Origin of the sequence: Megasphaera elsdenii DSM 20460, from assembly GCF_003010495.1 — a bacterium.
GTDB classification, from domain to species: domain Bacteria; phylum Bacillota; class Negativicutes; order Veillonellales; family Megasphaeraceae; genus Megasphaera; species Megasphaera elsdenii.
This window is the reverse complement of sequence record NZ_CP027570.1, coordinates 432,703-453,345: the sequence shown is the minus strand read 5'-3', so window position 1 is coordinate 453,345 and position 20,643 is coordinate 432,703. Positions and strand designations below refer to the sequence as shown.

The 20,643-nt window shown below is 52.1% G+C and carries 18 protein-coding genes and 3 tRNA genes; 19 read left to right on the top strand and 2 right to left on the bottom strand.

Features of this window, described 5'->3' with window-relative positions:
- Positions 1-11: 11 nt before the first annotated feature.
- From C6362_RS02180 to C6362_RS02170, 3 genes are all read left to right on the top strand, one after another.
- Positions 12-87 (top strand) — tRNA-His (locus C6362_RS02180).
- A gap of 1 nt (position 88) precedes the next feature.
- Positions 89-163: transfer RNA gene (locus C6362_RS02175), tRNA-Gln, on the top strand.
- Between the two features lie 5 nt (positions 164-168).
- A tRNA-Lys gene (locus C6362_RS02170) sits at positions 169-244 on the top strand.
- A 247-nt stretch (positions 245-491) separates the two neighbouring features.
- Here the strand turns inward: C6362_RS02170 and C6362_RS02165 are convergent.
- On the bottom strand, positions 492-1,859 hold the full coding sequence (locus C6362_RS02165; protein ID WP_014015135.1) for a sodium:proton antiporter: 1,368 nt from the start codon (positions 1,857-1,859) through the stop codon (positions 492-494).
- A 262-nt stretch (positions 1,860-2,121) separates the two neighbouring features.
- On the opposite strand from C6362_RS02165, the gene C6362_RS02160 reads away from it, so the two are divergent.
- The 9 genes from C6362_RS02160 (at position 2,122) to C6362_RS02125 (ending at position 12,033) form a co-directional block, all read left to right on the top strand.
- A complete protein-coding gene (locus C6362_RS02160; protein ID WP_014015134.1) occupies positions 2,122-2,568 on the top strand; it encodes a universal stress protein in 447 nt (148 codons plus the stop codon).
- A gap of 223 nt (positions 2,569-2,791) precedes the next feature.
- A complete protein-coding gene (locus C6362_RS02155) occupies positions 2,792-4,609 on the top strand; it encodes a DUF2157 domain-containing protein (protein ID WP_014015133.1) in 1,818 nt (605 codons plus the stop codon).
- Positions 4,606-5,280, top strand: a complete 675-nt coding sequence (locus C6362_RS02150) for a hypothetical protein (RefSeq protein WP_014015132.1) — start codon at positions 4,606-4,608, stop codon at positions 5,278-5,280. The genes C6362_RS02155 and C6362_RS02150 overlap by 4 nt, the downstream gene beginning before the upstream one ends.
- 26 nt (positions 5,281-5,306) lie before the next feature.
- Complete coding sequence (locus tag C6362_RS02145) at positions 5,307-6,587, top strand: hypothetical protein (protein WP_014015131.1); 1,281 nt, start codon at positions 5,307-5,309, stop codon at positions 6,585-6,587.
- 125 nt (positions 6,588-6,712) lie between these two features.
- Positions 6,713-7,948, top strand: coding sequence for an FprA family A-type flavoprotein (locus tag C6362_RS02140; RefSeq protein WP_014015130.1), 1,236 nt, complete (start codon positions 6,713-6,715; stop codon positions 7,946-7,948).
- Positions 7,949-7,960: 12 nt separating this feature from the next.
- Positions 7,961-8,116 carry a hypothetical protein gene (locus tag C6362_RS11900; RefSeq protein ID WP_014015129.1) on the top strand — a complete coding sequence of 52 codons (156 nt, stop codon included), beginning with the start codon at positions 7,961-7,963 and terminating at the stop codon, positions 8,114-8,116.
- A 149-nt stretch (positions 8,117-8,265) separates the two neighbouring features.
- Positions 8,266-8,694 carry a YwiB family protein gene (locus C6362_RS02135; protein WP_014015128.1) on the top strand — a complete coding sequence of 143 codons (429 nt, stop codon included), beginning with the start codon at positions 8,266-8,268 and terminating at the stop codon, positions 8,692-8,694.
- Positions 8,694-10,358, top strand: a complete 1,665-nt coding sequence (gene argS, locus C6362_RS02130) for an arginine--tRNA ligase (protein WP_014015127.1) — start codon at positions 8,694-8,696, stop codon at positions 10,356-10,358. The genes C6362_RS02135 and argS overlap by 1 nt, the downstream gene beginning before the upstream one ends.
- A gap of 64 nt (positions 10,359-10,422) precedes the next feature.
- Positions 10,423-12,033 carry a CTP synthase gene (locus tag C6362_RS02125; protein WP_014015126.1) on the top strand — a complete coding sequence of 537 codons (1,611 nt, stop codon included), beginning with the start codon at positions 10,423-10,425 and terminating at the stop codon, positions 12,031-12,033.
- 278 nt (positions 12,034-12,311) lie between these two features.
- Here the strand turns inward: C6362_RS02125 and C6362_RS02120 are convergent, their stop codons facing one another.
- Complete coding sequence (locus C6362_RS02120) at positions 12,312-13,931, bottom strand: IS1182 family transposase (protein ID WP_041647043.1); 1,620 nt, start codon at positions 13,929-13,931, stop codon at positions 12,312-12,314.
- Between the two features lie 517 nt (positions 13,932-14,448).
- On the opposite strand from C6362_RS02120, the gene rsxC reads away from it, so the two are divergent.
- From rsxC to C6362_RS02085, 7 genes are all read left to right on the top strand, one after another.
- A complete protein-coding gene (gene rsxC / locus C6362_RS02115; protein WP_014015125.1) occupies positions 14,449-15,804 on the top strand; it encodes an electron transport complex subunit RsxC in 1,356 nt (451 codons plus the stop codon).
- Positions 15,805-15,821: 17 nt separating this feature from the next.
- Positions 15,822-16,856: an RnfABCDGE type electron transport complex subunit D gene (locus C6362_RS02110; protein ID WP_014015124.1), complete on the top strand. Its 1,035-nt coding sequence runs from the start codon at positions 15,822-15,824 to the stop codon at positions 16,854-16,856.
- Position 16,857: 1 nt separating this feature from the next.
- On the top strand, positions 16,858-17,409 hold the full coding sequence (locus tag C6362_RS02105) for an RnfABCDGE type electron transport complex subunit G (RefSeq protein WP_014015123.1): 552 nt from the start codon (positions 16,858-16,860) through the stop codon (positions 17,407-17,409).
- 2 nt (positions 17,410-17,411) lie between these two features.
- The gene (gene rsxE / locus C6362_RS02100) at positions 17,412-18,035 is read left to right on the top strand and encodes an electron transport complex subunit RsxE (protein WP_014015122.1); all 624 of its coding nucleotides are present in this window, start codon (positions 17,412-17,414) and stop codon (positions 18,033-18,035) included.
- A complete protein-coding gene (locus C6362_RS02095) occupies positions 18,035-18,607 on the top strand; it encodes an electron transport complex protein RnfA (protein WP_014015121.1) in 573 nt (190 codons plus the stop codon). The genes rsxE and C6362_RS02095 overlap by 1 nt, the downstream gene beginning before the upstream one ends.
- 23 nt (positions 18,608-18,630) lie before the next feature.
- Complete coding sequence (gene rnfB, locus C6362_RS02090) at positions 18,631-19,485, top strand: RnfABCDGE type electron transport complex subunit B (protein ID WP_022497725.1); 855 nt, start codon at positions 18,631-18,633, stop codon at positions 19,483-19,485.
- A gap of 117 nt (positions 19,486-19,602) precedes the next feature.
- On the top strand, positions 19,603-20,544 hold the full coding sequence (locus C6362_RS02085) for an FAD:protein FMN transferase (RefSeq protein WP_014015118.1): 942 nt from the start codon (positions 19,603-19,605) through the stop codon (positions 20,542-20,544).
- Positions 20,545-20,643 lie beyond the last annotated feature (99 nt).

Here is a 20,643-nt window from a genome sequence, read left to right as displayed (position 1 = left end):
AATCTCATATGGCGGGTATGGTGAAGTGGTTAACACGGCGGATTGTGGCTCCGTTACGCTAGGGTTCGAATCCCTATACTCGCCCCATAGGGGTATAGCCAAGTGGTAAGGCACCGGACTTTGACTCCGCTATGCGCTGGTTCGAATCCAGCTACCCCTGCCAGCCATGATTCATTAGCTCAGCTGGTAGAGCACCTGACTTTTAATCAGGGTGTCCCGAGTTCGAATCTCGGATGGATCACCAGTTAAAAAAGCTGTCGCATTTGCGACAGCTTTTTTGTGTGTTTGTAGTGGATGGTTAAAAAATTAAAACCATTGCGGCTGCAGCCGCAATGGTTTTTTTATCGCCTGCATGCGATTTCGTAGGGGACGTCCTGATAAGGCGGCCCGATACGCGCTGAGGGTTATCCCGAAGCGTCGTTGTCACTTTGAATCCATCGCCGCATAGCGGCATCTGAGTCCATAACGAGCCACTAGCCACTAGCCACGAATTACAAGAAGAAGACGACCATGTCGATGATGAACAGCGGGATGAGGATGGCTACGGACCAGCCCATGTAGCCGAAGAAGCTCGGCATTTTGATTTTGTTTTCTTCTGCAATGGATTTAACCATGAAGTTCGGTGCATTGCCGATATAGGTATTGGCGCCCATGAAGACGGCACCGGCCGAGATGGCTTCCAACATGATCTGGGAGACCGTCCCGACGGACGTCGTAATACCCTGGGTAGCACCGAGGGCACCGGCTGTCTGGAGGAAGACCAGGTACGTCGGCGTGTTGTCCAGGAAGGACGACAGGGCGCCGGTGGCCCAAAACATCTGCCACGGATGGGACAGGCCCAGTTCAGCACCGTGGGCTTTGAGCAAGATCAAGGCCGGAATCATGGTGACGAAGATGCCGATGAACAGTTTAGCCACTTCCAGAATCGGGGCATACGTAAATTCGTTGAGGTCCCGCGTTGATTTCCGCGTCGTCTTGATGGACAGGAAGGCCGCGACGAGGATGATGGCGATTTCTGCCAAGGTGGCATAGGGGAAGACGATTTCATCGTAAATGTGCAGGCCTGCGCCGTTGGCGAAAGCCGGGAACATATCCGGCAGGAGGCCGTTGGCCAGGACGCCGATGATGATCAAAGCGATGAAGATGAGGTTGTGAGCGCCTTCCAGGCGAAGGGGCTGTTTGTCGTTTTCATCGATCAAGTCGAGCGGAGTCCGGCCTTCTTTTACTTCCTTATTATAGAAGTGTTTGTCCAAGAAGGCGAAGAGGGCGAACATGAGGACCAGGTTGAGCACCAGGATGGGCAGGAGATGGAAGGTCCAGGTAAAGGGGACGCCGCGCTGGAAGCCCATGAACAGGGGAGGATCGCCGAGCGGTGTCAGACAGCCGCCCATGTTGGCGACGAGGAAGATGAAGAACACCATGAGGTGTACTTTGTTCTTGCGCCAGGCATTGGCCCGGATGAGGGGACGGATGAGCAGCATGGCAGCGCCGGTCGTACCAATCCAGCTGGCCAGGAACGTGCCGATGAACAGCAGGAGGCAGTTGATCTTCGTCGTACCGGCTAAGGTGCCGCGGACGGCGATGCCGCCGGCGACGACGAACAGGCCGAAGAGGAGGACGATGAAGGGAATGTAGTCGAGGAGGACCGATTCTAAGAGCCGGAACCACGATTCACCGACGCCATAAGCTGCAGCGAAGGGGATGAGGAACAAAAGAGACCAGGCGATGGCTGCACCGAGCATGTGCTTTTCCCACCATTCCGGGCGGACAAGGGGCACGATGGCGATGGACAAGAGCATCCCGGCGAAGGGGATGATACTCCATACGGGCAAGGTCGCACTTACGAGTTCATGTGTCATAAAAACCACCTTTCTTATTATCTGATTGCAGAGAAACTTAAAAATATTACAATCATATTCAGTATTATAGCATAGAGACATGAAAGTTTATACTCATTTTTCAGATTTCGCATGGTCATTTAAGTATAGGCCGGATAGATTTCTAAAAATAAAAAGCGGACATTTTCTGAAAAAATTTTGGATGACAAAGAAGGAATCCATAAAAGTCATGGCGAATATATATATCAAGGATAAGTACAGGCCTTAATAAGGAGGGATTCATATGAAAAAATATAATAACATCATCGTACCGACGGACGGTTCTGTTAACTCAAAACGCGCGCTGGAACATGCCGTCGTCATCGCCTCGTCCTTAGGCGCTACGATTACGCTGGTCTATGTCGCCAACATCGTATCGGTCATTTCTAACTTCGACCAGATCCCCAATGCCAGCGGCTACGTCACGGAACAGGTCGCTTTGGACATGGAAGAAGAAGGGAAGGGCATCCTCGACGAATTTGCGAAATCCATTCCCCAGAACATCGAAGTCAAGAGTGTCTTTGAAGTCGGTTCGCCCGGTCCGGCCGTCTTGTCGGTGGCCAAGAAATACAATGCCGACCTCATCGTCATGGGCAGCCGCGGCCTCGGGCCGTTGAAAGGCTTGTTCATGGGTTCCGTCAGCAGCTATGTCGTCACCCATTCGGTCTGCCCCGTATTGATCGTTAAATAGTGAGTAGTGGTTCGTAGTTAGTGGTTCGCGGAGAAGCAATCTGTATTGCTAACCCCTAGCCACTAGCTGCTAACCACTAAAAAAAGGCTGTCGCACATGCGACAGCTTCTTTTTTTTTAAAATTTCACGTCGTGCCATAGGGGAATTGTTCTTTTTGTGGTATACTGGGTACACAGGTATGCCTTTTTTTGCCTGTTTGAAAAATGAGTGCCTGGAGGCAACTATGGAACGAAATACCAATGTATGGCTCGACAGAAAAGTCGATGACTGGGTTTCTAAAGGCTGGATCAGCGAAGAAGCCCGGCAAAAAATACGAAAATCTTATGGCAGGGACGAACAAAGGAAATCTCTTTTGACGACCCTGCCTTTATATGCCCTGCTGGCCGTCATCGGCCTGGCTGCGGCCGGTATCGCCCTGATTTGGGGCGTTTCCCAGTTCTGGTACTACGTGTCGATTACGGTCCGCATGGGACTGGCCTGTGTCCTGCTCCTGATTACCCAGATCGGCGTCGGCGCCGCCATGTTCCAGGAACGGCAGGGAAGCCTCGTCGCTGAAGGCGTGGCCCTGGTCCATTGCCTGGGCATCTTTGCTGTCCTGGCGATGGCCGAGCAGTCTTTTTATATCGGCTGGGATGTGACGGCCTATGTCGCCGTCTGCGCCCTCCTCTGCCTGCCTGTGGTCTACCTGCTGCGGTCCCTGGCGGCCCTGGTCGTCTATGATTTGTCTCTCCTGTATTGGACGGCTGCCGGCGGCCCCATGAATACGCCCGGCGGGACGGCGCTGTTATGGGTCCTGCTCCTGCTGGCCGTACCTTTTTATAATACCCTCATCACCATGCGCGATGAACGGCGCCTGTCCGGTTTTTCCTGGCTCATGACCATGACGGTCTTCGCCGCCTTTGGCTTGTCCGCCCGGGCGACGGACTATATCCCCTTCCTCTTATTGGGGAGCCTGGCCGTGACAATCATGCTGATCGGGTATTCTATCGACATCCATCAGTCCTGGGGTGTCCCTTTCCGCTGGTTCGGCCGTTTTGCCGCTGCCGGATCCCTGCTCATTTCCTGTCTGCCTGCTGCCTGGGACGGGATTGCCAGGGTACACGAGTTCCATTGGGTGACGGCTTTGGTGACGCTCGTCCTCTTTGCCGTGATGATCGCCCTCATGGCCAGGACCGTAAAGAAACGCTTGTGGGGACCGGTCTTGTACTTGGCCGTCCCGTTCATCCTGGCCTTTGAAACCCTTCTCGTCCGGGCCGGGCTCTATTCTTCGATTCCCCTGGTCTTGTCGTCGCTGTACATGGTCGTCTTAGGTTTCTTTGAAACGTCCCAGGGCTTTAAGCCCGGTCACAGCCTGCATATGAAGTTCGGCGTCGTCCTTTTTGTCAGTCTGATCCTGGCCTTCATTTTTGGGACCCAGTTCTCACCGCTGGCACCGCTGCTGGCAATCGTCGTCCTGGCACTGATCCTTTTCCAGTTCAAACGGACCCGGAAGGCTAAGGCCTGGGCAGCTTTGCGCGCAGCCCGGCGGACCGGCCTTCGCCATTCGTCGACGCGCGTCCGCGGCCAGGTGAAAGAAGACCGTGAGGCCGACGTGCCGCCTAAGGATGCGACGCCGTCCTGGCAGGTCCAGGATGCGGCCAGTGATGCCGACAGTCTGGCCGAATGGATGAAGGACGTCCGTATCCCATCGCCGGCCGAATTGGGGCTGTCTGCGGAACCGGCTGGGGAAGAAAAGGCAGACGATTTGCCGAAAGCACCGCCTGTACCAGCCGAACCGGCAGAAGCTCCGCCAGCTTTCACCTTTACGGCTCCGGCTGCCGATACAGAGAAATCTGACGTAACGCCTATAGTGCCGGTCAGCCAGACCGTCCACGAAACGACGGAGGCCGTGCCGCAGCAGATGGCTGTTCCTCAGGAACCGGTGCCGGAAGAAAAGCCGCGGATCACGGAATCGCCGTGGAGTTCGATGAAGCCGGCTCCGAAACGTAAAAAATACTTTACCCACTCGCCGTGGTCTCATCAAGGAGGCAATCGAAAATGAAATTTTCACCGCCTTTGCAGGGACTCCATCTTTCCTTTTCGCTCGACGGACGGTATCGCTGGATCTTTTTCACCCTTGTCGTCCTCATCCAGTTCGCCGTCGTCGCCTATATGGGATGGCGCTGGCATAACATCGCTGTCGATGGGATCCCTTATCAGTGGCGCTGCGTTCCCCGTCTGGAAGTAGCTTCTTTCGGGACGGATTATGTCCGCGTCGTCTTCCCCGAAGATACGACCCGGTGGCGGGACGACACGCCGCCAGAAACGGGACAGCAGATTTATGTTTATATTTCACGGGATGCTTCAGGCCTTATGGAAATCCAGGGGGCTTCGGCATCCAAGCCTTTCGTCGGCGGCGACTATATGCAGGCCACCGTCGTTTCCTATCAAGATGGCTACGTCCAGTTCCAGGTCGGCTTTGACCGCTACCGCCTGGCTCCGGAACTGACCGATGGCATCTATGGGCTCCGCCAGGATGACAACATCATCGCCAGTATCCGCATCAAGCGGGGGGAAGGCGTCATCGAGGGCATCTTCGTCAATGGGATTCCCTTGGCGGATATCAGCAATGGCGCGGCCATGGCCAAGGCCCGCCAGGAGAAAGAGGCCCAGACCTTATTTGACCGGCCTCATCTCGTCGATACCGGAATGGTACCGCCGAAAGAAGAATGACGGCACAGAAAGAAAGCGAGGAGACTATGAAAGCATACGCGAAAATTGCCAAGATTGCTATGACGGTCATGCTGTTGGCAGCGTTCTTCCTCTTATCGGGGTTCCGGGCGCAGACCATCATCCACGACGATGGCAGCGAAACACAGGATGTCCTGAAGGTGTCCGATTCGGCTCAGGGACAGAAGTCCTTGAAAGATGATGCCGATGAATTCCAGAAGCGCAATTATACCATTATGGATTATAACAATGATAATGGCGAAGGCTTCCGGGCCATGAAGACCATCACCAAAGACGGGGCCAGCAAGAGCTCTGTCGACCATATCGTCCACAAGACGCACGACGGCCTCATCTGTTCGACTTATTATATCGATTATAATTTTGATGGAGACAGCATCCAGAGCCTGCGCTTAGGCGCACCGATGCCGGAAAACGGCGTCGACCTGGAATACATCGTTTCCTTCCCGTCCGGAACCCGCGTCGTCAGCAACAGCGATAAAGCCGACGACCAGGGCAGCACCTATCTGTGGAATCTGTCCAATTCCAACCCGACGGAAATCAAGCTTCAGGCCACGGTCTGGCATAAATTGTTCATCTATATCGCCTTGTTCCTGGTCGTCCTCGTCCTGATCATCGTCCTCATCATGGAACACCGCCGCAAGAATGTCATCAGCTGGAAGCGGGCCGCCCATATGCGCAAAGTCGAAATGATGCTTCTCTGTATTCCACTCATCATCTTGGGCTACATGGGCTATGAATACTACGTTGGGACCCATGTGACGGCGGCGTCCCTGGATAAAGTGGCCGAACAGCAGCAGGAAGAACTGCTGGAAAACCGGGAAGAAGACAAGCGCCTGCAGGATGCTGATGCCCGGAAACAGCGCAGCGGCGAAATGGTGGCTGCCCGTATCCGCAGCAAGGCCAATGACATTTCCAATGAACTGCGCAGCCTGAAGGTCCAGTACCGCAACGGCTCCATCAGCCGCAGCTCGGCCCGTTCCCAGGCTCAGAGCCTGGCTCAGCAGGCCAAGGATATGCTCAATGAAAGCACGAACCTGTCCCAGGCCGACCGCGAGGTCCTGGAACAGCTCATCGACAACGTCGTAGCCGAAGCCGATTCCATCGGTGCATCGGCGCCGAGCCGCAGCTCTTCTCAGGAAACACGGCGCAGTGAATCGACTTCCAGCTCCCAGAGTACGACTCGCAGCCGGTCTGACGATAAGTCGACGAATACTAAGAGTTCCGATTCGTCGAAAAGCCGTCAGTCGTCCGATAACAACCGCGATACAGGCAAAACAAATAAACAATAAGGATTTTTAATTAACTTTTTTCTTGTTAGTATTTCCTATTTGTCCAAAAAATGGTATGATATGGGTATGAGAATTGCCATTACAGCAGGACTGCTGCTTGTACTTTTTAAGGAGGTCATATCAATATGCATTGTGTAGAAGAAATTAAAAATGGTATTTATTGGATGGGATGCAACGATTTCCGTACCGAACTGTTTGAACGGATTTTCCCGATTCCCGAAGGCGTAACGTACAACTCCTATTTCATCGATGATGAAAAGACATGCGTCGTCGATGCCATGGATAAATCGTGCCGCGACGAATTCCTGGAAGATGTAGAATACTTGCTCAAAGGCCGTAAACTGGACTACTTCGTCCTCCAGCATATGGAACCGGACCATGCCAGCTCCGCCTTGGCTCTCTTGGAAAAATATCCCGATGCCAAGATCATCGGCCAGCCGCAGACGTTCAAACTCTTTGAACAGTTCTTCCGCCATCCCATGACGGACCGCTACGTTGCCGTCAAAGAAGGCGACCAGCTGGCTTTGGGCAAACACACATTGCAGTTCGTCAAGGCTCCTATGGTCCATTGGCCGGAAGTCATCATGTCCTATGACTTGACAGACCACGTCCTCTTCAGTGCCGATGCCTTTGGCCAGTTCGGTACGGTCGGCAATGTCTATGCAGACCAGGTCGACTTTGAAGAAAACTACCTCGATTCGGCCCGCCGTTATTATGTCAACATCGTCGGCAAATACGGCCCGCAGGTCGTCAACGTCCTCAAGAAGGCATCGGGCCTTCCCATCGACTTCATCTGCCCGCTCCACGGCTTCGTATTCCGCACGCCGGCTACGATTAAGTACATCATCGACAAATATCTCCACTGGGCTAAATACGTACCGGAAAAGAAAGGCGTCGTCATCGCTTTCTCGTCCATTTATGGCAACACCGAACGGGCTGCCTGCGTCCTGGCCCATAAATTGAGCCAGCGTGGCATCCAGGACATCCGCCTCTACGACGTAGCCAAGATCCATTCGTCGTACATCACGGCAAAAGCCTGGGAATACAGCCACCTCGTCCTGGCTGCTCCGACGTACAACCTGAACCTCTTCCTGCCGATGGAAAACTTCCTCCACGACTTGAAGACCCTCATGTTCCAGAAACGCACCATCGGCGTCATCGCTTGCCACAGCTGGGCATCGGCTGCTTACAAGACCATGGTGGACTACGTCGAAAATCAGTTCAAATGCTGCGAACTCCTGGAACCGACGATGGATATGAAATCGTCCCTCCGCGACGACCAGGAATGTGAACTCGACGAATTGGCTGACAAACTGGTTGAAAGCATTAAAGAATATCCCGATCCGAAAACTTTGATCTAAGGTGGTGTAAGCGTGATCATCCGTGACGATAGCGCCAAGAGCGGCGATAAGCACGAACAGGACAAGGCCCGCAGTAATGGGGAAGAACTCCACATCGACCTGGGCCGGGACCTGACCGAAGACGAACAAAAAATCTTTGAAAAATTGCGCGAAGGATTACATATGTAAGGAAAAAGGACTTGCCCTCATGGGCAGGTCCTTTTTCACTGTGGTCGATTTGAAATGAAGCGAGAAAGAAGTGAAAAAAAGTATTTCTTTTTCCCGGCACTTGTTATATAATAGTAACATTGGATTTGTGATAGGAAAGGTGGAATACATTGAAACCTGTCTTAGTAAGTGTAAAGAGTATCCAACGTAACAAAGAGGGAGAAGAGCTGAAAATGGAGCTCGTTTCCGAAGGCAAATACTACGTCAAAGACGGGACGCAGTACATCGTCTACGAAGAGAGCGAGCTGACGGAAATGAAAGGCGTTACGACGGTCATCAAGGTATTACCCGGAGGGTCCGTCTTATTGTTGCGCCTCGGGAAGCTCCGCCAGCGTCAGGAATTTCGCAAGGGAAAGGTGACGCGCTCCCAGTATGACACACCGGTCGGCACGTTCGACGTGCAGATGAAGACCTATGAATGCCGTGCCGATCTGCTCGATGGGACCGGTACGATTCAGTTAGGCTACGACGTCCATATCGAAGGCGTCAGCGCCAATTATACACAATTAACCATAACCGTGCAGGAGGATCAAGCGTAATGGAAATGAAGGATTTATTGAAGCAGGGCATTACGGAAGCCCTGAACAAGGCTATTGCAGCCGGCACGCTTCCCGCTGGCGACTATCCCGATGTCGCCCTGGAAGTACCGCCGCAGAAGGAATTCGGTGATTTTGCCAGCAACATCGCCATGCAGTCGGTCCGCGTCGCCCACAAGGCACCGCGCATCATTGCCCAGGCCATCGTCGACGGCATGGATTACCCCTGGCTCGACCATGCTGAAATCGCCGGTGCCGGCTTCATCAATTTCTTCTTGAAGAACGACGTCATCTACGATACGCTCAAACAGATCCTGGCAGCCGGTGACGCTTATGGTCATGCACCGCTTCGGCAGGAAGACACGATCCAGGTCGAATACGTCAGTGCCAACCCGACGGGGCCGCTCCACGTCGGCCACGGCCGCGGTGCCGCTTATGGCAGTGCCCTGGTCAACCTCCTGCGGGCTGCAGGCTATAACGTCCAGGCTGAATATTACATCAACGATGCCGGCAACCAGATGAACAACCTGGCTGCGTCGGTCAACGCCCGTTATCTGGAACTCCTGGGCAAGCCGGCGGAAATCCCGGAAAACGGCTATCACGGCCATGACATCATCGAAACGGCCCAGGCCATCATCGACCAGGACGGCGATAAATATTTGGACATGCCGGAAGCAGAACGGCTGGAACTGTTCAAGGACCGGGCCTATGCAGAAAAACTCAAGGCCCTCAAACGGGACCTGGCTCATTTCAACGTCCATTACGATAACTGGTTCAGCGAACGGACGCTCCATCCCGATGCCATCCAGGCAGCCTGCAAGGTCTTGGAAGAACGGGGCAAGATTTATGAAAAAGACGGTGCGCTGTGGCTGAAATCGACGGACTACGGCGACGACAAAGACCGTGTCGTCATCCGCGACAACGGCGTACCGACTTATTTGGCAGCCGATATCGCCTACCATAAGAATAAGTATGACCGGGGCTTCAAGAAGATGATCAACATCTGGGGCGCCGACCACCACGGCTATGTAGCCCGCGTCAAAGCGGCCATGGCAGCCCTCGGTTACGACGTCGATCAGCTGGAAGTGCTCCTCTTGCAGATGGTCAGCCTCTTCCGCGACGGCAAGCCCGTCAAGATGAGCAAGCGTACGGGTCAGGCCATTACGCTGAACGAACTCATCGAAGAAGTCGGCACCGATGCAGCCCGCTACTTCTTCATCATGCGGTCCCTGGATACGCAGCTCGATTTCGACCTGGACCTGGCGAAATCCCACAGCAACGAAAATCCGGTCTACTACATCCAGTACGCCCATGCCCGTATCTACAGCATTTACCGTCAGGCCAAGGAAGCCGGTGCCAACCTCAGCATGGACTGGTCCGACGTCAAATGGGATACGCTGACCAATGAATACGAACTGGAACTGATCAAGAAGATGGCCGCTTTCCCGGAAGAAGTCCAGCGCGCAGCCCGCGAACGGGCGCCGCACCGCATCGCCCACTTCGTCCACGAACTGGCCGGCATGTTCCATACGTTCTATAACCACTGCCGCATCATCCAGGAAGATAAGGACTTGGAAAAAGCCCGTCTGGCCCTGGTCACGGCAGTCCGCATCACCATTGCAAACAGTTTGGCTATTTTAGGGGTTTCTGCTCCTGAAAAAATGTAATATAATAAAATAATAAGCGATTTGATTTTTGATTCGATGAGCAGAAGCTCAACAGGGAGGAAATATGGCTAAATACATCTTTGTCACAGGCGGCGTCGTTTCTTCGTTAGGGAAAGGCATTACAGCAGCATCGCTGGGCCGTTTGCTGAAGAACCGCGGCTATAAGGTCACGATCCAGAAGTTTGACCCTTATATCAACATCGACCCGGGTACGATGAGCCCGTACCAGCACGGCGAAGTCTTCGTCACTGACGACGGTACGGAAACGGACCTCGACCTCGGTCATTATGAACGCTTCATCGACATTAACCTCGGCAAGAACTCCAACGTCACGACCGGCAAGATTTACTGGTCTGTCCTGCAGAAAGAACGCCGCGGCGATTATTTGGGCCATACCGTCCAGGTCATCCCGCACATCACCAATGAAATCAAGAACCGCGTCTATCGCGTCGGCGACGACGACAATGCGGACATCGTCATCACGGAAATCGGCGGCACTGTCGGCGACATCGAAAGCCTGCCGTTCCTGGAAGCCATCCGCCAGATCAAGAAGGAAGTCGGCCGCAATGACGTCTTGTACATCCACGTCACCCTCGTGCCGTACATCGGCGCTGCTGGCGAACTGAAGACCAAACCGACCCAGCACAGTGTCAAGGAACTGCGCAGCATCGGTATCCAGCCGGACATCATCGTCTGCCGTACGGAACGCCCCTTGTCGGATGAAATGAAAGAAAAACTGGCCCTGTTCTGCGATATCGATAAAGATGCCGTCATCGAAAACAAGACCTTGAACAGCATCTATGAAGTGCCGCTCCTCTTGTCGGAAGAAGGCATGGACCGCATCGTCCTGGACAAACTCGACCTGCCCGACCGCCCGTGCGATATGGAAGACTGGAAGAAGATGGTTCACGCCATTTACAATACGGAAAAGACCCTGGAAATCGCCCTGGTCGGCAAGTATGTCGCCCTTCACGATGCTTACCTCAGCGTAGCCGAAGCCTTGAACCATGCCGGCATCGCCTATAAGACCAAAGTCAACATCCACTGGATCGATTCGGAAACCCTGGAAGATCCGAACCTGTCCATGGAAGAAGTCTTCAAAGGTATCGACGGCATCGTCGTTCCCGGCGGCTTCGGCAACCGTGGCGTCGAAGGCAAAATCCGCGCCGTCCAGTATGCCCGTGAAAACAACGTGCCTTACCTCGGCCTTTGCCTGGGCATGCAGTGCGCTGTCATGGAATTTGCTCGCCACGTCGTCGGCCTCGAAGGTGCTACGTCGTCGGAATTTCACGAAGATGCCAAATTCCCGGTCATCGACCTCATGCCGGACCAGGTCGACATCTCCGATAAAGGCGGCACGATGCGCCTCGGCCTATATCCCTGCAAATTGACGGAAGGCACCAAGGCCCACGAAGTCTATGGGACAAACCTCATTTACGAACGCCATCGCCATCGCTGGGAATTTAACAACAAATACCGTACGGAAATGGTCAATGCCGGCCTGGTCCTGTCGGGCACGTCGCCGGACGACCGCCTGGTAGAAATCGTCGAACTCAAAGATCATCCCTGGTTCGTCGGCTGCCAGTTCCATCCGGAATTTAAATCCCGTCCGACCAACGCTCATCCGCTGTTCAAAGGCCTGATTAAAACGGCCCTGGAATTAAAAGGGGAATAATTGGTGGCTCGTGGCTCGTGGCTCGTGGCTCGTGGCTCGTGGCTCGTAGGGGCCGTCCTAAAGGGCGGCCCGCCGTTAGCAGTCAGCCACTAGCCCCTAGCCCCTAACAACTAGCCACTCAAAAGGGGCTGTAACAAAATGAGCTTTTTAGCTCATTTTGTTGCAGTCTTCTTTCTTTCCCATAACTAACACAATAGCTGGCATTTTTCATTTTCGTGAAAAATGCCAGCTATCTGTTTTTAGGCGTACTTTAATAAGCCTTGCTGTTTTTTCTTTTTTTAGCAGGCTACTGTATGTGTTTCTTCTTTTTCTAAATAGTGTTGTTGTAATCGGTCCGTATCCCGGCGACTTCGGTATTTTCTCAGATTAAAGCCGAATGCCATGAACAACAGTTCCTTTTCTACACTTTCTTTTCCCTTATGTCTCACTCGGCGGTATTCGTAGTTTCCCTTTACTGTTCCAAACGCCCCTTCTATCTGTATGGAGCGGTTAATCCGCAACTGGATTCCTTTTTCACTATGAATGAAGTCGTAGTCCCTGTCCAATAAGGATTGGTAGTAAGGATTGTACTGTACCATTTTATTCTGTGTTGGTTTCTTTCCTGTACGGGTCGGCTGGCATTGATTCCGTTTTCCACAATACTGACAGTTTTCACATTGGTAAATTCGTACGGTCCGTTCATATCCGCTGGCCCTATCGCGCTGCTTTTTTTCCGTTATGAAATGCAGCTTCCTTCCTTTGGCACAGGTATAGGTATCGCTGTCTGCGTCATAGGCCATATTGCTTCGGTGCCCGATTTTTTTCTTGAAGGCAGACGTCTTCCGGTATTCATACTCCCGTGGCTTGATGCATACCGTGCTTCCTTTCTTTTCTATCCAGTCCATATTCTCTTCACTGTCATATCCGGCATCCGCCACGATATGATCTGCCAGTCTTCCATACTCTGATTCCAATGCCGTCAAAAACGGGATCAAGGTCCGGGTATCTGTTGGATTCGGGAATAGACCCAGTCCGATAATATATTCAGACTGTACGGCTAACTGAAGATTGTAGGCCGGCTTCAGCTGCCCGTTTTTCATGTGGTCTTCTTTCATGCGCATAAATGTAGCATCGGGATCGGTCTTGGAATAACTGTTCCGTGTGCCCAGTATGGTCAGGTGGGCATCATATTCTTGCTGTTTCTCCCGGATGGCTGCCACTTCTTCAAATAGTTTTTGTTCGACTGTTTTTCGGTGGCCAGACCCTTGCACGAATGTGATGCCGTTTCCTTGGCATACGTCTGCGGCAGACCGGAGTAATTCATCGTCATCCAGTGTACAGGTATCCATGCCCGTGAAAGCTAGCATCTGTTCCTGGATTTGCCGCCGTTTTTCCTTTAGCTTAGCGATCCCTTTTTCCACTCGCTTGCGCCAGACAAACGTATAGCGGTTCGCGTTGGCTTCCATCTTGGTCCCATCAATATACCATTCTGTAAAATCTACGGAATCCAGCAAAGACAGTTGATGCACAAACTGGGCAAACAAATGGCGGAGCACTTCTATGGGAATCCGGTGAAAGAAACGGCCAAACGTCATGTGGCTGGGAGCCGGATACCCTTCCAGCAACCACATATATTCTATATTGACACGGCATTGTTCGCTGATACTGCGCAGGGAATATACGCCCTGGGCTGCAGCAAAGACCCTCACTTTGAACAAGATCTTGGGCGGTACCTTAGGATTTCTGCCTTTAACAGAGTAGAGATGCTGTAATGCTGAATAATCCAACCTTTCTAATAATGCATCTACGATACAAACCAACCGATCTTGTTCTAGTGAAATGCCATAATCCAATGGCAAAACGAGTTGCCTCGGAGTGTAAGTTTTGGTATACTTTACGTGGTTGATTTTGTTTGGCATACAATAATTATACCAGCAAAGAGGCCCTTTGGGGCCTCTTTTGCTTAAAAAAAATGGGCTCAGATAACTGAGTCCATTTTTTAGATGAGGCTATTCTGTTACAGCCCCTTTTCACGTCTATGCCCTTGATGCATATGTGATGCATATATATGTGATTTCTTGAACATATGGCAAGTTGCTTTATTTCGGCAAAATACGATAAAAGTTAGTTACTGTGAAAAGAAAAATAAACTATTTTATGTTATTATGCATCCTTGTAAAATGAGATAAAACGGCCCTTTATAGTATACAAAACGGGTAATGTATACGGAAATGTAAACTGTAGTATCTCTTTGTATCTGGACCTTTTTTGACTTCTTTTTCCTTCGCATGGCAGGTCATAAAAATGAGTTAAATGTGTAACTTTGCTCTGATTTTCACATTGAATAATATGCTACATAATGATATAATGTAAGCGATTGAAAGCATGATTCATGTTTTTATTATTTTTCATTATATAATAATGAGGTGATTTTTGATGTTGAATACCTTTAAAAGAGGTGGGGTCCATCCTGACGATGGCAAGATCTATGCAAAAGACAAAGCCATAGAAACCCCGGCAGTACCGGCTCAAGTCGTCATTCCCATGAGCCAGCACTTTGGTGCGCCTTGTACGCCGACCGTCAAAGTCGGTGACCTGGTCAAGAAAGGCCAGCTTATCGGGACGAGTGACGCATTCTTGCATGCCGACATCCATGCATCTACGTCCGGCAAAGTCATCAAAGTTGCGCCTATGCCGCACAACATGATGGTTAAGTGCATGGCTGTCGTCATCGAAGCAGATGGCAAAGATGAATGGGCAGAAGGGATTCCTCAGGCTCACGACTGGAAACAGCTCGACAGCAAGGAAATCTTGGAACTCATCAAGAAGGCCGGCGTCGTCGGCTGCGGCGGTGCTACCTTCCCGGCTCATGTCAAACTGGCTCCGAACAAACCGGTCGATACGTTCATCGTCAACGGTGCTGAATGCGAACCGTACCTGACCTGCGACTATCGCGCCATGGTTGAAAAGGAAACGACGGACAAACTCGTCACGGGCGTCCAGATCTGCATGAAAGTCCTCGGCGTCAAGAAAGCATTCATCGGCATCGAAGACAATAAGCCCGAAGCCATCCAGAACCTGACCGAAGCTTTCAAAGATATTCCTGAAGTTACTGTTCTCGCTTGCAAGACGAAGTACCCTCAGGGCGCTGAAAAGATGATGATCGAAGCCTGCACAGGCCGTCAGGTCGAACCGGGCGGACTTCCTATGAACGTCGGCTGCGTCGTCAGCAACGTCGGTACGGTCATTGCCATCACCGATGCTGTCTGTCAGGGCATCCCCTTCATCGAACGTCTTACGACCGTCACCGGTGACTGCATCAAAGAACCGAAGAACCTCCGTCTCCGCATTGGCACGACTTTCCAGGAAGCCATCGATTACTGCGGCGGCTTCTCCAAACAGCCGGATCGCCTGATCGCCGGCGGCCCGATGATGGGTCTGGCCCAGTATCAGCTCGATGTACCGATCACCAAAGGGGCTTCCGGTATCCTGGCTCTCTCTCCGGAAAAATGCCAGGTCGGCGAAGAATCTCCGTGCATCCGTTGCGGCCGCTGCGTAGAAGCATGTCCGATGGGCCTCATTCCGAGCCAGCTCAGCATCTTCTCGTCCTGCCAGGCATGGGATAAATGCATGGAATACGGCGTCATGAACTGTGTCGAATGTGGCAGCTGTGTCTACACCTGCCCGGCAAAACGTAACATTGTCCAGTATATCCGCAATGCGAAAGGCCAGTGCAAAGCTATCCAGCGCGCAGCGCAGGCTAAAGCTGAAGCACAGAAAGCCAAGAACTAATTGGAAGAAGGGATATCATGAGTCCAGAAGCTAAAGGACAAACAAATGGAAAGGATGCTAAAGACATGCAGGAATTTAAACTTACCGTAGCATCTTCACCGCATGTTCGCTGTAACGAAACCATTCCTAAAATCATGTGGAATGTCGTCGCCGCCCTTGTACCGGCTGCTGCGTTCGGCGTCTACTATTTCGGTGTTAATGCTCTCGTCAATATCATCGTCGCAATTGTCTCGGCAGTTGTATTCGAATTTTTATGGGAAAAACTGATGCACAAACGCGTCACCATCACAGATGGTTCTGCCGTCATCACGGGCCTTCTCCTGGCTATGTGCTGCCCGCCGAGCCTTCCCTGGTGGATGAGCATCGTCGGTTCCTTCCTGGCAATCGTCGTTTGTAAACAGGCCATGGGCGGCCTTGGCTACAACATCTTCAACCCGGCTCACGTTGGCCGTGCTGGCTTGATGGTTTCCTGGCCGATTGCCATGACGACCTGGACCCAGCTCAACGGGACCGTCGTCGACGGTGTCGCTGGTGCTACGCCGCTGAACGTCTTCAAACACGGCGGCACAGACGCTCTCTTCAATCTCTTCGGCACGAACGATTGGGGCACCATTTATCAGAGCCTGTTCTTCGGGTTCCGCAACGGCTCCCTCGGTGAAACCTCTACGGTCCTCCTCATCCTCGGCGGTTTGTGGCTGATCTACAAAGGTTACATCAACTGGCAGGTTCCGGTCATCATGATCGCTACTGTCGGTATCCTCATGGGTGCCATCTATGGCAGTGCCAACGTTGCACTCTTTGAAATGATGGCTGGCGGCCTCATCATCGGTGCTTTCTTCATGGCAACCGATATGGTCACCGCTCCGATTACCCTCAAAGGCCAGATGATCTTCGCTCTGGGCTGCGGCCTCATTACGGTCCTCATCCGTACACTCGGCGGCTATCCTGAAGGGGTTTGCTACTCCATCTTGCTCATGAATACCTTGACTCCGCTCATCGACCGTCTGGTCAAACCGACCGTCTTTGGCGCAGTAAAAAAGGGGGCTAAATAAAATGGCAGACAAAAACGAAAGCGGGATCTTCAAGGTTGCGATGAACCTTGTCCTCACCTGCCTGGTTTCCGGCTGTATCATCGGCGCTGTCTTCTTCATTACCGGCCCGACCGCTACGGCTAAAGCAGAACAGATGAAACAGGATTCCATGAAATCACTCGTTCCGCAGGCTGAAAAATTCGTTCCCGTCCAGGGCGAAAAAGATACCTTCATCGCTGAACAGGGCGGCAAAAAAGTTGCTTATATCATTCCGACGGCTCCGAAAGGCTACGGCGGCCCCATCAAGATGCTGACGGCTGTTTCCATGGACGGCAAAGTCCTGGACTACACGGTCCTCGAAGCCAACGAAACTCCGGGCCTCGGTGACAGAGGTGCTAAATCTCCGTTTAAAGATCAGTTCAAAGGCAAGAAACTGGAAAACCTGGAAGTCACTAAAGACCATGGCGTAAAGGATAAGATCCAGGCCATGACCGGTGCTACCATTTCTTCCCGTGCTTTCACTTTGGGCGTTAAGCAGGCTGTTGAAAAAGCAGCACAGTTAGGGGGTAAATAATAATGAATCTTTGGAAAGTATTTACTAGAGGCATTATTGAAGAAAACCCGTACTTCGTCCTGGCCCTGAGCCTGTGCCCTGGCCTTGCCGTCACGACAAGCGTCATCAATGGTCTGACCATGGGCTGCACAGTATGGTTCGTTATCACGGCTAACAACACAGTCGTTTCCATCATCCACAAGTTGATCAACAAAAAAGTCCGTATCCCTGTTTACATCACCTGTATCGCTACCATCGTAACCTGCGTACAGCTGTTCTTACAGGCCTATGCTCCGGATTTGTACAAAGCCTTGGGCGTATACCTCGACTTGGTCGTCGTATTTGCTATCATCCTGGCTCGTGCTGAATCGGTTGCATCGAAAAACGGCGTCGTCGTTTCCTTCCTCGACGGCATGGGCATGGGCATTGGCTTCACCATTGCTATGTTCATGATTTCCTTCGTCCGTGAAATCCTCGGCAACGGCACTTTCTTTGGCATGGAAGTCTTCGGTCCGTCCTATCAGCCTGCTCTGATCATGGCACTGCCGCCTGGAGCTTTCATGCTCATCGGTTTCATCATGGCCGGCTTCAAGATCTGGAATGAACATGTTGAAAGACAGAGACAACTGAAAGGGAGTGAAGGATAATGGAATACTTTACGCTGTTCATCGGGGCTGTCTTGATTAACAACTTCGTATTGACCAAGTTCCTCGGTTTGTGTATCTTCTTCGGCGTTTCCAAGAACCTGAACGCCTCTGTCGGCATGGGCTTCGCCGTTACTGCCGTCATCACTTTGAGTACTATCCTGGCATGGTGCCTTTACAACTGGGTCCTCGTACCGCTTAACCTGACCTTCTTGCGGACGATTTCCTTTGTTATCTTGATCGCAAGTTTCGTACAGTTACTGGAAATCGTCATCAAGAAAGAATCGCCGACATTGTATAACATGTGGGGCATTTACCTCATGCTGATCGCTACGAACTGTATCGTATTGTCCGTCCCGGTCATCAGTGTCACCAGCGGTTATAACTTCCTGGAAAACATCGTCTTCGCCGTTGGCGCAGGCCTCGGTTTCGCCCTGGCTCTGATTCTCATGGCAAGCTGCCGTGAAAAATTGGACTATGCCGATGTTCCTCATGCTATGAAAGGCACACCGATCGCTTTCATCATCGCCGGCATGATGTCCCTGGCATTCCTCGGCTTCTCCGGTATGATTTAAGGCAAAGGAGTTGGAATTAAATTATGGATTACTCGTTCATTGCAATCATGGCCGTCGTTATCATGGCCTGCATCGGTATCGTCTTCGGCTTTATCCTTGCAAGTGCTGATAAGAAGTTTGCCATGGAAGAAAACCCGCTCATCGGCGAAGTAAAAGAAGCACTTCCTCAGGGCCAGTGCGGTGCCTGCGGTTTCGCCGGTTGTGCAAAATATGCGGAAGCCGTCGTCCTCGACCCGAACGTTCCGCCTAACCTCTGTGTTCCTGGTAAAGCTGAAGTCGCTGCTGTCGTCGCTAAATTGACGGGCAAAGTCGCTGAAGCTACGGAACCGAAATATGCTCACATCAAATGCCGCGGCGGCAATGGCATTGCCAAACTGGCTTATGAATACAAAGGTATTCATGACTGCGCGGCTGCTAAAATCGTCCAGCAGGGTCCGAAATTCTGTAAGTTCGGCTGTCTTGGCTTCGGCAACTGCACGCGTGCCTGCCCGTTCGGTGCTATGAGCATGGGCGAAAATGGCCTGCCGGTCGTCAACAAGACGCTCTGCACGGGCTGCGGCAAATGCGCTTCTGTTTGCCCGAACCACGTCATCGAACTCCTGCCGGTCAGTGCCAAAGTCAGCATCAGCTGTAGCTCCAAAGATTTCGGCGCTCCGGCTATGAAGAACTGCAAGGCCCTGTGCCTCGGCTGCGGTTCCTGCATGCGTAACTGCTCGCACCAGGAAGAAGGAGCTATCAAGATCATCGACCATCTGGCTGTCGTCAACCAGGACATCTGCCACAACTGTGACAATGCAACCTGCCTGACCAAGTGCCCGACCGGTGCCATCAACGAAATGATCAAAGGTTCTTTCAAGAAAGAAGAAAACGTAGGTTAATACATGGATAAGAAACGGTATGTATGGGTTCTTCTCACCATGGCGTTCCTCATCGTTTTAAGTTGCTCCGGATGCACTCTGCATCCGGAGTCTTCTTTTGATAGGAGCGGTGTCGCCATGGATACGACGGTGTCCCTGCGGGCGTCGGGGAAAGAAGCCAAAGAAGCAGTCGACGAAGGTTTCGACCGCCTGGATCAGCTGGATAAACTGGCCGGCCAGAATGAAGACAGCGATGTGAGCCGTATCAATGCGGCTGCCGGCAGGGAATACGTCCAGGTCGACCCGGCTGTTTATGAAATGATCGAATATGCCAAGGATTATTCTGCCAAGAGCCAGGGCGAATGGGACATCACGGTCGGCGTCATGACCAATTTGTGGCGCATCGGCAATGACGACCAGCACGTACCCTCAGCCGATGAGATTTCCCGGGCCTTGATGAAGGTCAACTATAAGGACATCCTCCTGCGGCCGGAAGACCACAGCGTCATGCTGGCGAAAGCAGGTATGGCCATCGACTTGGGCGGTGTCGCCAAAGGCTATGCGGTCGACGAAATCCGTAAGATCTATGAAAAGCACCACATTGAAAGCGGTCTCATCAATCTCGGCGCCAGCTCGATGTATGCCGTCGGCAAGACGAGTAAAGGCAAGCCCTGGCGCATCGGCATCAAGCATCCCCGGTCTGACGATGATAAGGCTTTCCTGGGCATCGTATCCATCGAGAACCAGGCCCTGTCCACGTCAGGCGACTACGAACGCTATTTCATCCAGGATGGCGTCCGCTACCACCACATCTTCGATCCCCGCACGGGTTATCCGGCCCGGTCCGGCGTCATGAGCGATTCCATCATCATCGACGGCTCGGTACCCCATGCCGGCATGCTCAGCGACATGATGACGACCATCGTCTTCGTCCTGGGGCCGCAGAAAGGGATGGAACTGGTGAACAGCATGGAAGGCGTCGACTGTGAAATCACGGGCACTGATAATGCCGTCTATATGACTCAGGGATTCAAGGATAATTTTTCCGATCTGAACGGTGATTTTCATTTTTCAGAATAAACCCGACTCCATAGAAGTAAAAAGTATAGCAGAAGAAAAATTAATATCTTTAAGTCTATTTACTTTTTCATTCGTTTGTAAGATAATAGATATGTAAAA

What these genes read in the sequence shown, in the direction of transcription:
- C6362_RS02165 (WP_014015135.1), bottom strand. Translation starts at nt 1,859, where the DNA reads ATGACACATGAACTCGTAAGTGCGACCTTGCCCGTATGGAGTATCATC.
- C6362_RS02160 (WP_014015134.1), top strand. Translation starts at nt 2,122, where the DNA reads ATGAAAAAATATAATAACATCATCGTACCGACGGACGGTTCTGTTAAC.
- C6362_RS02155 (WP_014015133.1), top strand. Translation starts at nt 2,792, where the DNA reads ATGGAACGAAATACCAATGTATGGCTCGACAGAAAAGTCGATGACTGG.
- C6362_RS02150 (WP_014015132.1), top strand. Translation starts at nt 4,606, where the DNA reads ATGAAATTTTCACCGCCTTTGCAGGGACTCCATCTTTCCTTTTCGCTC.
- C6362_RS02145 (WP_014015131.1), top strand. Translation starts at nt 5,307, where the DNA reads ATGAAAGCATACGCGAAAATTGCCAAGATTGCTATGACGGTCATGCTG.
- C6362_RS02140 (WP_014015130.1), top strand. Translation starts at nt 6,713, where the DNA reads ATGCATTGTGTAGAAGAAATTAAAAATGGTATTTATTGGATGGGATGC.
- argS (WP_014015127.1), top strand. Translation starts at nt 8,694, where the DNA reads ATGGAAATGAAGGATTTATTGAAGCAGGGCATTACGGAAGCCCTGAAC.
- C6362_RS02125 (WP_014015126.1), top strand. Translation starts at nt 10,423, where the DNA reads ATGGCTAAATACATCTTTGTCACAGGCGGCGTCGTTTCTTCGTTAGGG.
- C6362_RS02120 (WP_041647043.1), bottom strand. Translation starts at nt 13,931, where the DNA reads ATGCCAAACAAAATCAACCACGTAAAGTATACCAAAACTTACACTCCG.
- rsxC (WP_014015125.1), top strand. Translation starts at nt 14,449, where the DNA reads ATGTTGAATACCTTTAAAAGAGGTGGGGTCCATCCTGACGATGGCAAG.
- C6362_RS02110 (WP_014015124.1), top strand. Translation starts at nt 15,822, where the DNA reads ATGAGTCCAGAAGCTAAAGGACAAACAAATGGAAAGGATGCTAAAGAC.
- C6362_RS02105 (WP_014015123.1), top strand. Translation starts at nt 16,858, where the DNA reads ATGGCAGACAAAAACGAAAGCGGGATCTTCAAGGTTGCGATGAACCTT.
- rsxE (WP_014015122.1), top strand. Translation starts at nt 17,412, where the DNA reads ATGAATCTTTGGAAAGTATTTACTAGAGGCATTATTGAAGAAAACCCG.
- C6362_RS02095 (WP_014015121.1), top strand. Translation starts at nt 18,035, where the DNA reads ATGGAATACTTTACGCTGTTCATCGGGGCTGTCTTGATTAACAACTTC.
- rnfB (WP_022497725.1), top strand. Translation starts at nt 18,631, where the DNA reads ATGGATTACTCGTTCATTGCAATCATGGCCGTCGTTATCATGGCCTGC.
- C6362_RS02085 (WP_014015118.1), top strand. Translation starts at nt 19,603, where the DNA reads ATGGATACGACGGTGTCCCTGCGGGCGTCGGGGAAAGAAGCCAAAGAA.